This window comes from Aquincola sp. J276 (assembly GCF_024700035.1).
GTDB classification, from domain to species: domain Bacteria; phylum Pseudomonadota; class Gammaproteobacteria; order Burkholderiales; family Burkholderiaceae_C; genus Aquincola; species Aquincola tertiaricarbonis.
In genome coordinates, this window is sequence record NZ_JAJONC010000001.1 from 1,053,508 (window position 1) to 1,066,217 (window position 12,710).

The 12,710-nt window shown below is 66.0% G+C and carries 14 protein-coding genes; 10 read left to right on the top strand and 4 right to left on the bottom strand.

The features are described from left to right. Positions 1 to 79 precede the first annotated feature (79 nt). Positions 80 to 523: a Cd(II)/Pb(II)-responsive transcriptional regulator gene (gene cadR, locus LRS14_RS04855; protein WP_257800413.1), complete on the top strand. Its 444-nt coding sequence runs from the start codon at positions 80 to 82 to the stop codon at positions 521 to 523. Between the two features lie 162 nt (positions 524 to 685). Next, a complete protein-coding gene (locus tag LRS14_RS04860) occupies positions 686 to 1,030 on the top strand; it encodes a CzcE family metal-binding protein (RefSeq protein WP_257798791.1) in 345 nt (114 codons plus the stop codon). A gap of 782 nt (positions 1,031 to 1,812) precedes the next feature. Here the strand turns inward: LRS14_RS04860 and LRS14_RS04865 are convergent. Next, the gene (locus LRS14_RS04865) at positions 1,813 to 2,115 is read right to left on the bottom strand and encodes a hypothetical protein (protein ID WP_257798792.1); all 303 of its coding nucleotides are present in this window, start codon (positions 2,113 to 2,115) and stop codon (positions 1,813 to 1,815) included. A gap of 286 nt (positions 2,116 to 2,401) precedes the next feature. Here LRS14_RS04865 and LRS14_RS04870 point away from each other — a divergent pair, with 286 nt between their 5' ends. The 8 genes from LRS14_RS04870 (at position 2,402) to LRS14_RS04905 (ending at position 10,899) form a co-directional block, all read left to right on the top strand. Next, entirely contained in the window at positions 2,402 to 3,715 is a 1,314-nt protein-coding gene (locus LRS14_RS04870; RefSeq protein WP_404977574.1) for a TolC family protein, read from the top strand. A 57-nt stretch (positions 3,716 to 3,772) separates the two neighbouring features. Beyond that, positions 3,773 to 4,327 carry a hypothetical protein gene (locus LRS14_RS04875; RefSeq protein WP_257798794.1) on the top strand — a complete coding sequence of 185 codons (555 nt, stop codon included), beginning with the start codon at positions 3,773 to 3,775 and terminating at the stop codon, positions 4,325 to 4,327. Continuing rightward, complete coding sequence (locus LRS14_RS04880; RefSeq protein WP_257798795.1) at positions 4,324 to 5,436, top strand: efflux RND transporter periplasmic adaptor subunit; 1,113 nt, start codon at positions 4,324 to 4,326, stop codon at positions 5,434 to 5,436. The genes LRS14_RS04875 and LRS14_RS04880 overlap by 4 nt, the downstream gene beginning before the upstream one ends. A 1-nt stretch (position 5,437) precedes the next feature. After that, the gene (locus tag LRS14_RS04885; RefSeq protein ID WP_257798796.1) at positions 5,438 to 8,557 is read left to right on the top strand and encodes an efflux RND transporter permease subunit; all 3,120 of its coding nucleotides are present in this window, start codon (positions 5,438 to 5,440) and stop codon (positions 8,555 to 8,557) included. Between the two features lie 41 nt (positions 8,558 to 8,598). Next, positions 8,599 to 8,988 (top strand): hypothetical protein, encoded by a 390-nt coding sequence (locus tag LRS14_RS04890; RefSeq protein ID WP_257798797.1) that lies wholly within the window; start codon positions 8,599 to 8,601, stop codon positions 8,986 to 8,988. Between the two features lie 13 nt (positions 8,989 to 9,001). Continuing rightward, positions 9,002 to 9,565, top strand: a complete 564-nt coding sequence (locus LRS14_RS04895; protein ID WP_257798798.1) for a hypothetical protein — start codon at positions 9,002 to 9,004, stop codon at positions 9,563 to 9,565. Between the two features lie 219 nt (positions 9,566 to 9,784). Next, the gene (locus tag LRS14_RS04900) at positions 9,785 to 10,246 is read left to right on the top strand and encodes a disulfide bond formation protein B (RefSeq protein ID WP_257798799.1); all 462 of its coding nucleotides are present in this window, start codon (positions 9,785 to 9,787) and stop codon (positions 10,244 to 10,246) included. Continuing rightward, positions 10,243 to 10,899, top strand: a complete 657-nt coding sequence (locus tag LRS14_RS04905; RefSeq protein ID WP_257798800.1) for a thioredoxin domain-containing protein — start codon at positions 10,243 to 10,245, stop codon at positions 10,897 to 10,899. The genes LRS14_RS04900 and LRS14_RS04905 overlap by 4 nt, the downstream gene beginning before the upstream one ends. Positions 10,900 to 11,375: 476 nt before the next feature. Here LRS14_RS04905 and LRS14_RS04910 read toward each other — a convergent pair whose 3' ends face one another. The 3 genes from LRS14_RS04910 to LRS14_RS04920 all read right to left on the bottom strand — a co-directional run bounded on the left by LRS14_RS04910 (position 11,376) and on the right by LRS14_RS04920 (position 12,703). Beyond that, a complete protein-coding gene (locus tag LRS14_RS04910; protein WP_257798801.1) occupies positions 11,376 to 11,777 on the bottom strand; it encodes a DUF305 domain-containing protein in 402 nt (133 codons plus the stop codon). Between the two features lie 288 nt (positions 11,778 to 12,065). Further along, positions 12,066 to 12,590 (bottom strand): hypothetical protein, encoded by a 525-nt coding sequence (locus LRS14_RS04915; RefSeq protein WP_257798802.1) that lies wholly within the window; start codon positions 12,588 to 12,590, stop codon positions 12,066 to 12,068. After that, positions 12,536 to 12,703 carry a hypothetical protein gene (locus LRS14_RS04920; RefSeq protein WP_257798803.1) on the bottom strand — a complete coding sequence of 56 codons (168 nt, stop codon included), beginning with the start codon at positions 12,701 to 12,703 and terminating at the stop codon, positions 12,536 to 12,538. Before LRS14_RS04920 ends, LRS14_RS04915 begins: the two co-directional genes overlap by 55 nt. Between the last annotated feature and the right edge of the window lie 7 nt (positions 12,704 to 12,710).

Sequence of the window (12,710 nt, forward strand, 5' to 3'; positions counted from 1 at the left end):
TTTCCTTGATGGGTTGCAGGCATTGGAAACCCTGAAGTCGGTTTAGAGTCAAGCACTTCGATCCCAGATGGAGAAGACCATGCGCATCGGTGATCTGGCCGAGTCGACCGGGACGGCGATCGAGACGATCCGTTTTTACGAACGCGAGGGTCTGATCCCCGCAGCGCAGCGCGCGGAAAACAACTACCGCATGTACACACCCGCACACGCGGAGCGGCTGGCGTTCATCCGCCACTGCCGTAACCTGGACATGACCCTCGATGAGATCCGGACGCTGCTGCGGCTGCGCGATGCGCCCCTGCAGGACTGCGGCGAGGTGAACGCATTGCTCGACGAGCACATCGGGCATGTCAACCACCGTATCCGCGAGCTGCGGACGCTGCAGAAGGATCTGAAGGCATTGCGCGCGCGGTGCGGCACGCCCCACGCCATCGAGCAGTGCGGCATCCTCAACGAGCTCGACACCGCGGCAGCCCAGTCCACGCCAGCGCCGCCGCACCGTCACATCCGCGGAACGCACTGAATCCCGGCACAGCGGGCACGACTGCCGATGACGAACATGACGAGACGGTCATGTTCCTGTTCTGCGGCTGTTGGTATGCAGTTTCTACAGTCACCTTCGATGTCGGCAAGGCGCGCGGTTCTGCGCAGCTGCCGGCACTTACCCCCATCGAAAGGACTGAACATGCAATCGACCCGTCGACTCCGTACCGCTGCCCTCGTCGCCCTGAGCGTCGTCCCTTTCCTCAGTTTTGCCGCCAGCGGACCTGTGTTCATGAACGGCCAATCCATCTATGGGCAGCCGGCGACCCAGGGCGCTCCCGTTCGCGTCGTGGACCTCGCTGCCACGGATCGGCTCAACGTCGGCTACGGCGAAACCGTGGTTTTCCGCAGCGGCGCACAGCAGTTCTCCTGGACCTTCAACGGGCTCGACCGGAGGTCCGTCGATGTAGGCCAAATCGCGCCGGCAGGCTTTGCCAGCAGGCCCTTCGCCGTGCACGTCGGCCGCAGCCCGTCGAATCGACATTGAGATCGCTGCGGTGCAGCCCTTGGCTTCTGCGGGCTGGCCCGAGTTCGCACGTTGCCAGTGCGCTGCCCCGGCCAGCGCGTCCCCAGCTGTTTTGCGAGGCGGGGCGCCCGTGTCCAGGCCGCCAAGTGCGGAGAGATCGAGATGCCTCGCCGCATTGACTGCGACCGGTCGTCTGCACGGGGTGCGAGAGTGACGAGCGCTCAGATGTGCCGGGCAGCTGCTCTTGGCCATATCACGCGTGGAGAGAGGACTCGCCCGAGCGGTCAGCTCACGGAGCTGAAGCAATGCAGAATCCGCCTGTCGCTCGATCCGGCGCTGGTTGGCGGTGATTGGCGTTGGATGCCTGCTCCGTGATGGCTTACTGTTCGTCCTATCTTGCCTCTGGCTCCAGAGACTTCTATGCAGGTCAAGTACCTCGACTCAGCGCTTGCTCAGACACTGACCTGGATTTGGTTGGTCGTGCTTGCTGCCGGTGGGGTGGCCTGGCTGATTCAGCGCTACTGGCGCGCGCGGCATCCAATCTCGCGACCGGAGCCTGTGCCCAGATACAAACAGCGACTGCAACAGCGTCTCGCGAAGAGTCCGGTAGTCAAAAAGCGCAAGGATCCGAAGCGCCCGTCCACGAGCCACTGACAACGGGACTGATGATGACCATCCTGCAAAGGTCTGCGCTGTTTGCATCGAAGCTCTCGACAGCATGCTACAAAAGCACGTCGCGCCGGCCGAGGTGGGCGTCGCAGGTGGTCCCATGGCTTTGAATCTGCCAGAACGTAGAGAACCAGTCAGCTGGGTTGGGCCCTGAAAACCCTGTGTCCGTTAGACTCGTTGCCATGTCCCGCTTCCTTGCCATCTTCTTTCTTGTTCTGCTGCCGTTCCAGTTCAGCTGGGCGGCAGTGGCGCCGTACTGCGGGCATGAGCGTGAAGTTGCTTCTGGGCACTTCGGTCATCATGAGCATCACCATCACTCTGCGGCTGAGGGCGATGGCGATGGCGATGGCAAGACGTTTGCGGATTCGAAAGCCACCACTGAACTTCAGGCCGACAAAGCACCAGGCGCCATCGATCTGGACTGTGGTCAGTGCCATGGCAACTGCAGTGTGATGCTGTCCTTGCCGTCCTACCTTACTGCCGGGGTTTCGGTTGAGCGGCCAGGCGCCACCATCGACGTGGACAGCGGCGCACACGCGCCCCCCGACCCGAACGCCCTCAGTGGCGGCCCCTCGCCTGATCGGCGAGGCGGGTCTCTTCCCTTTCTGAAGCCCGTTCGCGCCTGAGTGTGCGCCGCAGCCTGCGGCGCCGTCGGGCACGACGCGACCTGTTGGTCGCCGCTTGCCGATCTCCCGTGAGTTGTTTTCAACACTGGAGCATCGGATGACACCAAGAACTCGAACGAGGGCCCTGCTGCTGCGCGCCAGCGTGGTTGCCGCCGCGACCTTCTGCGGCACGACTGTGCAGGCACAGGCCGCTACGGCGGCCGCTGCGACTGCCACGGCTGCAGGAGCGGCAGGCACGGAAGCCGCCGCAAGCACACTGAGCCTGCGCCAGGTTTATGAAGCTGCATGGGCCCGCCAGCCCGAAGCCCTGGCGCTGCAGGCGCGGCGCGACGCTGTACGCGCTCAGCAAAGCGCAGCGAAGGCGTGGACGCCAGAGCCGGCAGCGCTGGAGCTCTCGAACAAGACCGACCGCCTGGGCAACAACCAGGGCGCGCGTGAGGTCGAGGTCGGCATCGCCGTGCCGCTGTGGCTGCCCGGTGAACGTGGCCGCAGCGCAGCGCTGGCCGACGCCGAGGGCGCTGCCATCGAAAGCCGGGCCACTGCGGCACAACTGCGCGTCGCCGCCACCGTCCGCGATGCCTGGTGGCAGTGGCAGCGTGCGCGCATCGAGGTCGGAACCGCCCGCGATCAACTCGAAAACACCCGCCTCATTGCCGCTGACGTGGCCCGGCGTGCGAAGGCCGGCGATCTGGCCCGCGCCGACCAGCACCAGGCTGACGGCGCGGTGGCCAGCGCGGAAGCTGCTGTGGCGCAGGCCGAGGCCGGCCTCGCGGCGGCACGACAGCATCTGCGTGCGCTGGCCGGCGCCGCACCCGCATTGTCTGGCGCAGGCGACACTCTGGCCGAGCCGGATCCCGGCGCCGCAGCCACTGAGCTCGAAGCGCACGCCGCTTTGCAGGAGCTCAAGGACCGCGCCACCGTGGCAGATCGAACCGTCGCGCTGACCGCCACCCAGTCGCGCGCCAACCCCGAGCTGATGCTGGCAACCACGCGAGACCGCGGTGCCCGCGGCGAGGCGTCCCAGCAAACCATCACGCTGGCCATCCGCATCCCCTTCGGCGCTGGGCCGCGCTTCGATGCCCGCGGCGCCAACGCGCGCGCCGAGGCGACCGAAGTCCAGGCCCAGTTGGCACTGGAACGTGAACGTCTCACTGCAGAACGGGAAGCGGCGCGCGTGCGTGTCGAAGCCTCGCGCACGCAGTTGGCAGCCGCCGAAAGGCGTGCGCAACTCGCCCGCGAGTCGCGCGGCTTCTTCGACAAGTCCTTCCGACTCGGCGAAACCGATCTGCCGACACGCCTGCGCATCGAGGCCGAAGCCGCCGAGGCCGACCGACAGGCGGCACGCACCCGCATCGAACTCTCGGCAGCGATTTCCGCATGGCGCCAGGCCCTCGGCCTTCTGCCCCAGTGATGGCTGCCGGCGCCGTGTCCGTGATTCCTACCCCCCGAATCCTCCAGGAACCCTTCCATGAACTTCCCGAAACTCCCGGCCGCGCTGCTCTCTGCGGCCATCCTCCTTGCTGTGCCCGCCTGGGCGGGTGAAGGCCATGACCACGGTGACGCGGCACCTGCGGCCGTCGGCCAAGCACTCCCGCGGTTCTCTGCGGTGTCAGAGACCTTCGAGCTCGTCGGCGTGCTCAGCGGCAAGCAGATCACCCTGTACCTCGACCGCTTTGCCGACAACAGCCCGGTGCGCGGCGCGCAGATCGAGCTCGAGATCGGCGGCGCGAAGTTCAAAGCCGAGAAGCAAGGCGAGGACGAATATGAAGTCGTGCTGCCCGATGAGCCCCAGCCCGGCGTTCTGCCGGTCGCCGCAACCGTGATCGCAGGCAACGAGACCGACTTGCTGGCCGGTGAACTCGACATCCACGAGGAGGCGCACACCGAGGAGGCGGTCGCAACCATCGCCTGGACGAAGTACGCAGGCTGGGCTGCAGGCGGCGTGGCGGTCCTGGCCCTTCTCCTGTGGGGTGGGCGTCGTTTGATGGGCGCTCGCAGCGTTCGCGCTGGGGGTGCAGCATGAAGCGCACGCTGATCGCCACCAGCCTGGCGCTGTGGTTCGCCCTGGCAGCACTGTCTCCAGCCCATGCCGGCGAAGGACATGACCACGGCGATGCGCCGGCAGCGCCCAGTGCCAACGGCCCGCAGCGCCAGCCCGACGGCAGCGTATTCCTGCCCAAGCCTGCACAGCGCCAGCTGGGCGTACGCACCGTCGTCACCGAAGCCGCCGAGCTGCCCCGCACCGTGGAACTGGGCGCCAAGGTGCTGATGGACCCGAACGCCGGTGGCAAGGTGCAGCCGCTGAACGCCGGCCGCATCGAACCGGGGCCGCGTGGCCTGCCCAACCCTGGGCAGGAGGTGCGCAAGGGTGAAGTGCTGGCCTACGTCGTTCCGTCGGCGGCGCCCATCGAACGCTCCAACCAAGCCGCGCAACTTGCCGAGCTGCGCGCCGCCAAGGCACTGGCCGACAAGCGCATCGCGCGCCTGCAGGATCTGGCCGACACGGTGCCGCGCAAGGAGATCGAAGCGGCCGAGAGCGAAGCCGCCAGCCTGGCGGCGCGCATCGCCGCCGTCGGGGGTGGCCTGTCCACCCGCGAAGCCCTGGTGGCACCGGTGTCCGGCGTGATTGCCTCGGCCAACGTGGTGGCCGGCCAAGTGGTCGATGCCCGCGAACTGGTCTTCGAGATCGTCGACCCCTCGCGCCTGCGCGTCGAGGCGCTGGCCTTCGACGCCGCCATCGCGTCGAACATCGGCGCCGCGACGATGGCCGTGGGCGACCAACGGATGCCGCTGACCTTCATCGGTGCGTCGCGTAGCTTGCGCGAGCAGGCGCTGCCGCTGGCCTTCCGGGCCCAGGGTGATGCGCTCAACCTGCTGGCTGTCGGCCAGCCGGTGCGCGTGTTCGTGCAGACCAGGGACAAGGTCAAGGGTGTCTCGGTGCCGGTGGCCTCGCTGATGAAGAACCCGGCCAACCAGACCGTCGTCTGGGTCAAGACGGCGCCGGAGCGCTTTGAGCCACGCACCGTCACCACCGAGCCGCTGGACGGCGTCAATGCCGCGGTCACGTCGGGGCTCGAACCGGGCGACCGGGTGGCGACACAAGGCGCCACCTTGATCAACCAGGTGCGCTGACATGTTCAAGTGGCTACTCGACAACAGCCTCACGAACCGGCTGCTGGTGATCATCGCCAGCGTCGTGCTGATGGCCTACGGCGTGTTCACCCTGTCCACCACGCCGGTGGACGTGTTCCCCGACCTTAACAAACCCACCGTCACCATCATGACCGAGGCCGGCGGCATGGCTGCTGAGGAAGTGGAGCAGCTCATCACCTTCCCGCTGGAGACGACCATGAACGGTCTGCCCGGCGTGGAGTCGGTGCGCTCGACCTCGTCGGCAGGCCTGTCCTTCCTCTATGTCACCTTCGACTGGAGCACCGACATCTTCCGCGCGCGGCAACTGGTGTCGGAGCGCCTGTCGTCGATGGAAGAAGGCATCGCCGAAGGCGTGGTGCCGCGCATGGGTCCGATCAGCTCGATCATGGGCGAGATCATGCAGATCGCCATTCCGGTCGATCCGAGCAAGATCAGCCCGATGGCGGTGCGCGAGTACGCCGACTGGGTGCTGCGCCCGCGGCTGCTGTCGGTGCCGGGCGTCGCGCAGGTGATCCCCATCGGTGGTGAAGTCCGCCAGTTCCAGGTGCAGCCGAACACGACGCGCATGGCCGAGCTGGGCATCACGCACGACCAGCTCGAAGGCGCATTGAAAGGCTACTCCTCCAACACCTCCGGCGGCTTCCTGGAGTTGAACGGTCGCGAGTACCTGATTCGCAACCTCGGCCGGACTTCACGCCTCGAAGACCTGAACAACCTGGCGCTGACATCCAGGGATGGGCAACCGATCCTCATGCGCCAGATCGCCGAGGTGACCTTCGCCGCGGCGCTCAAGCGCGGCGACGCGGGCTACGAAGGCAAACCGGCCGTGATCCTGGGCATCCAGAAGCAGCCGACCGCCGACACCATCGCGCTCACCAAGTCAATCGAAGACGCTCTGATGGGCCTGAAGGCCTCGCTGCCGGCCGGCATGGAGGCACCGCGCGTGACCTTCCGCCAGGCCAGCTTCATCGAGGCCTCGATCACCACGCTGCAGGGCAAGCTGATCGGCGCGTCGATCTTCGTGGCGGTGATCCTGTTCTTCTTCCTCGGCACCTTGCGGCCGACCATCATCGCGTTGACGGCCATCCCGGTGTCGATCTTCATCACCGCGTTGGTCTTCAAGTATTTCGGGCTGTCGATCAACACCATGACGCTGGGTGGCCTGGCCATCGCCATCGGCGGCCTGGTCGACGACGCGGTGGTCGGCGTCGAAAACGTGCTGCGACGGCTGAAGGCGGACCGCGCCAATCATCCGCACAGCCGCCTGAATCCGATCGAGATCGTTGCGCACGCGACGATGGAGGTGCGGTCAGCGATCCTGTATGCCACGGTCATCATCGTGCTGGTCTTCATCCCGCTGTTCGCGCTGCCCGGGCTGGAGGGCAAGCTGTTCGTGCCGCTGGGCATCGCCTTCATCGTCTCGACGCTGGCGTCGCTGATCGTGTCGGTGACGGTGACACCTGTCCTGAGTTACTACCTGCTGCCGCGGATGAAGAACCTGGACCATGGCGACACCAAGGTCCTGGCCTGGCTGAAGGCGCGTTACCGCAGCAGCCTGCAGGGTGTTCTTGATCGGCCCAAGGCCGCCATGGCCGCCGCAGGTGCAGCGGTGCTCGTTGCTGCGGTGGCCGTGCCGTTCTTTCCGACGACCTTCCTGCCGCCCTTCAACGAAGGCACGCTGCTGATCGGCCTGCGCCTGAACCCCGGTGTCACGCTGACGGAATCGTCAGCGCTGGCGCGCCAGGCCGAAGTGCTGGTCAAGCAGGTGCCTGAGGTGACACACGTCGGGCGGCGCAGCGGCCGCGCGGAACTCGACGAGCATGCCGAGGGGGTGCACGTCAGTGAGCTCGACGTGGGCCTGAAGCCCACGGCGGAACTGACGCGCAGCATGGACGAGATCAAGGCCGACATCCGTGCGCGCCTGGTCAATCTGCCGGCCGCATTGGAGATCGGCCAGCCCATCTCGCACCGCATTGACCACATGCTGTCGGGCGTGCGATCGCAGATCGCGATCAAGATCTTCGGCGAAGACCTCGATGCCCTGCGCGGCCAGGCCGACGTGCTGCGCGCAAAGCTGGCCACCATCCCGGGCATTGCCGACCTGCAGATCGAGAAGCAGGTGCTCGCGCCGCAGATCAAGGTGCGCATCGACTACGCCGCGGCCGCGCAGTACGGTGTGCCGGCGCCTCAGGTGCTGTCGGCATTGCAGGCGCTGGTCGAAGGCGAGAAGGTCACCCAGATCGTCGAGGGCAGCCGCCGCTTCGCGCTGGTGGTGAAGCTGCCGGAATCGGCGCGCTCGGTGGAAGGCCTGGGCCAGATCCTGATCGAGACGCCGAACGGACGCATCCCGCTGTCGAAGATCGCCACCATCGAAGACGGTGACGGCCCGAACCAGATCAGCCGCGACGACGGCAAGCGGCGTATCGTGCTGTCGGCGAATGCGTCCGGGCGCGCGCTCTCGGAGATCGTCGCCGACATCCGCAAGGTGGTCGCCGAAACAAAGCTGCCCGAGGGTTACTTCATCACGCTGGGCGGTCAGTTCCAGGCGCAGGAGGAAGCCTCGCGCCTGGTCGGCCTGCTGTCCATCGTGTCGCTGACCTTGATGTTCGTGGTGCTCTACAGCCGCTACAAGTCGGCCGCGCTGTCGGCGCTGATCATGGTGAACATCCCGCTCGCCCTGGTCGGCGCGGTACTCGGCCTGTGGCTTTCAGGGCAACCGCTGTCAGTGGCCGCCCTGGTCGGCTTCATCACGCTGGCCGGCATCTCGGTGCGCAATGGCATCCTCAAGGTCAGCCATTACATCAACCTGATGCGATTCGAGGGCGAGAACTTCGACCAGAAGATGATTATGCGCGGCTCGCTGGAGCGGCTGAGCCCGGTGCTGATGACGGCGCTGGTCACGGCCTTCGCGCTGGCCCCGCTGCTGTTCGAGGCCGAGCAGCCCGGCACCGAGGTGCTGCACCCCGTGGCCGTCGTGATCTTCTCCGGCCTGATCAGCTCGACGCTGCTCGACACCTTCCTCACGCCCGCGATGTTCTGGCTCTTCGGGCGCAAGCCGGCCGAAGCGCTGATGAACGACAAGGACGCCGAGGCGCTTTGAAGCTTTCCCCTGTTACCACCCATCACCCCGAAAGCACTCCCATGAAGACCCAAGCCCTGTTTGCTTCAATCACCCTGGCCCTGGCCGGTTCGGCCTACGCCGCCGGCGACAAGCACGACCACGCGCATGAGCACAAGCCCATGCACGGCGGCGTCGTCGTTGAAGTCAAGGACATCGACTACGAACTGGTCGCCAAGCCCACGATGATCCAGCTGCACCTGCGGGACCATGGCAAGCCTGCTGATGTGTCCAAGGCCAGCGCCAAGCTGACGCTGCTCACAGGCGCCGAGAAGCAGGAAGTCGAGCTCAAGCCGGCGGGCGACAAGCTCGAAGCCTCAGGCACTTTCAAGGTCGGCCCCGGCACCAAGGTGGTCGCCCTGGTGACCATCGCTGGCAAGTCAGCCGGCACCGTGCGCTTTGCGCTGAAGTAGACCGGAGTTCATCATGAGCGAGTCAGACCGCCCTCACCGCAGAACGCTGTTGCTTGGCCTGGCGGTGGTTGGCCTTGCGCCGCTCGCCGGGTGCATGACCAAACCATTGCGGTCCGTCAACACCGACGGCACCTACTGCCACCGCATCGGCAAGAGCTACCGTCCAACGTTGACCTGCACACCGACCGCCGTGCCGACCGACGCCGTCGAGGCCGAGGCCAAACGCTTCGAGGCCGACCCCGCTGCGCTGACCGTGTACGTGCTGCGCAGCCGCTGGGGAGATGCCAGTGTGGTGGTGCCTGTGGCGGTCGATGGCGCCACCACCGCGGCGACCATTCCGGTTTCGTTGGTGCGTCTGCGCCTGAAGCCCGGCGCACATCGCGTGTCCGCGCAATGGGAGGGCCGGAGCATCGACATGAGTGTTGAAGGCCGCGCCGGCGACTTGCGGGTGGTCGAGCTCATCGGCTCGGGCTGGGCCTGGGGTACCAGCTTCACCTGGCAGATGGCTCAGGCTGAGTCGGTGAAAACACGCGCACAGGCCTCAAAATTGGTTGCAGATCTGGATCTCCGCGGTTGAGTTCATTGAAGTCGACACCACCCGACGTGGCAGCGCATGGGTCTCGGCGGAAATCGCAGCCCGAGCCTGCTCGGTGAGAAGTCGCTGCATCGCCATAGGGCGCCTGAACTCGCGGACGGGCATGTCGCGATCGGCGTCAAGCAGAGTTGCAGCCTTTGTGGCCGTCGCGGCTGAGCCGGCGACGACACGGATTCATCCTGCAGTGACACTTCACACGTTATGAGCAGCGTGAACGGGACACCCGGCAGCACCCCGGCCAGCCGATCGGGCACCGGATGGATCTGGCTATCTGCCGCCTGGGCCGTCGCCCTGGTGTCGACCTTCGCTGCGCTGTTCATCGGCGAGGTGATGGGCATGACGCCCTGCCAGCTCTGCTGGTACCAGCGCATCCTGATGTTTCCGCTGGCCGTGATCCTCGGCATGGCGGCCTTCGGCAACGACCGGCGCGGCGCGATCTACGCCTTGCCGCTGGCACTGGGCGGTGTCGCAGTGGCGGGGTATCACACCGCACTCGTCGCAGGCTGGGTGCCGCAGTGGTGGATTCCCTGCGGCGCCGGCCCGTCCTGCAGCGATCAGAAGCTGGTGATCTTCGGCGACATCCAGATCCCTTGGCTGTCGCTGCTGGCCTTCACCGCCATCGTCGCACTCCTGCTCGTCTACCTGAGAAAGACCCGTCCATGAACACCAAGAAGCTCGCCGTCGGCGGCATCCTGATCCTCGTGGTCGCCGCCTTCGCCCTTGGCGTGAGCCTGTACCGGAAGCAGACGCAGAGCGCCCAGGACCAGACAGTCCGCGCCGAGCAGAAGCGCCTCGTGCGCATGCACTCGCCGGTGCTCGGGCCGCAGGGCGCGCCGGTCACGATCGTCGAGTTCTTCGACCCGGCCTGCGAGACCTGCCGCGCGTTCTATCCGATCGTCAAGAGCCTGATGGCGAAGTACCCGGATGACGTCCGGCTCGTCATCCGCTATGCGCCTTTTCACCAAGGGTCCGACCAGGTCGTGAAGCTGCTCGAAGCGGCCAAGCGCCAGGGCAAGTACCAAGCGGTGCTGGAAGCGGTGCTGCAGGCGCAGCCGACCTGGGCCGACCACGGGCGGCCCAACCCCGACCTCACCTTCGAGATCGCGAAAGCGGCCGGCCTGGACATCGAGCGGGCTCGGGAGGACATGGCCCGGCCCGAGATGCAGGCGCTGCTGGCCCAAGATGTCAAGGACCTCACCGCCCTGCAGGTGAGCCGGACGCCCACCTTCTTCGTCAACGGCCGGAGCCTGCCCACCTTCGGTCCGGACCAGCTTGCTGCGCTCGTGGCGGAGGAAGTGGCGAAGGCGAAGCGATAGGCCGACGGCGGCTGCGGTTCTGGCAGCCCGCCTCAGGCCGCTGACGTCGCCGGTCCGGCATCGAGGCATCGCCGCGATAGGCGGGTGTTGGTGGCCTGCATGCTCAAGCTGCTGACCACGCTCAATGCCGTGGTCAGAACCAACAAACCTTGGGATAACTCGCTCCAGGGCACTTGACTCGGAAGACGGTTACTCAGTCGCGTCCGGTTGCGAAGGCCGAGCGTTACCGACTCCTGAGGTCCTACGCGCGGATTGACGTTCTGCGCGCTCCGGGGCTCCGGCTTCAGTCCCCACACATGTTCGGTGGACCGCGAACCGATGTGCTGCAGATGCTCAGCGTCGCAGGCGATCAAGCCTTGGTGCGCGGCTACAGCTGGCGCAAATGCGCCCACGCAGACCCTGACGGTGGAAACAGCGTTTTGTGGGTCGACACTCATCCGGCTCCACGCTCCAATCGTGAGCCCCGCCACCACCCATCACTTCTGCTTGGCGAGCCACTTGTCGAACTGCGCGATCTCTTTCTTCTGCGCCACGATGATCTGCTTGGCCATGGCCTTCATCTCGGCGGACTTGCCGTGCGCAAGTTCCATCTCGGCCATGTTCAAGGCTTGCTGATGGTGCATCTTCATCATCATCGCGAAGTCCTTGTCGACGTCGCCCGACATCGCCATCTTCTGCATGCCGTCCATGCCCATCATCATGGACGCCTTCATGTCATGCGGCGCGGCCGCGCCCTTGTGCATCTGTCCCATGGGCATGCTGGCTGACGGGGCCATCGTCGGGGCCGTCTGCGCCTGAGCCGGCGCCGATGCGAGCAAAAGGGCTGCCATCGGTACGAGGAACAGGGCCTGGAGGGGGTTGCGCTTCTTGATGTTCATGGGGGGTTTCCTTGAGGTGAATTTCGGTGATCAGTGCGCCATGAAGTGGCATCGCGCCAACGGTTCAGGCGTCGCGTTGTGCAGGCACGCTGTAGCACAACGCAGCCACGCGACGCTTGCACGACTCCTGGAGGCTTTATCGATCCGCGCGAGCATGAGACTTCCTGAAGACTTCCTGAACCGCCACGCGCTCGGCAAAGGCTGAGCGTGGCTGGTTGCGACGGCGCTGGCTGTGCGGCAGCGAACACTGGAGTCAGCAGCCTCTGCCTCGGCGCTGAAAGGCGCCTGTCACGACGCCGTCTCGGTCTCGGTGGCAGCTTGCGCACGGTGAGGAAGCTGCCGTCTCACGAACCACACGGTCAGCAGCGGCAGCACGATCCACTGCAGCAGCGGCACCAGGCCGATGTCGGTGCCTGGCACCAGGGGCATCGTCGGCAGGTAGCTCCAGCTGGCCATCCAGTACCCGCGCGTCGCAAGCCACTCGATGCCAGCGGTGATCGAGACGCCCATCGCAACGAACAAGGACAACTGCCAGCCCTTCGACGCCAGGATCCAGCTGCGGCTGCGCACGACGACAGCCACGACGCCATAAGCGAGCAGCATGATCACCGCGTCGCCGACCGTGGCCTGCAGGCAGGCCTTCGTCACCTGGGCGTGAGGCATCTCGGCCATTCCGACGAACAAGGGCGCCTGCAGGATCTCCCACGCGAAGTTGAGCAGCAACGCGAAGGCTGCGACGTTGAACTCTGGGGTGTCGGTCAGAGCACCGACAGCTCGGCCGAGCCTCGTGCCAACGCGCTCAGGTCGCAACATGTCGGCATCTCCAGAAGAGTGGGCGGGGTAATGTCGTCAACAGAGCCACTGGCCTGCGTGCCGATCATCATCTCCTGGGTCGCGACATCCCCGGCCGGGAACATCGCGACCACGTCCAAC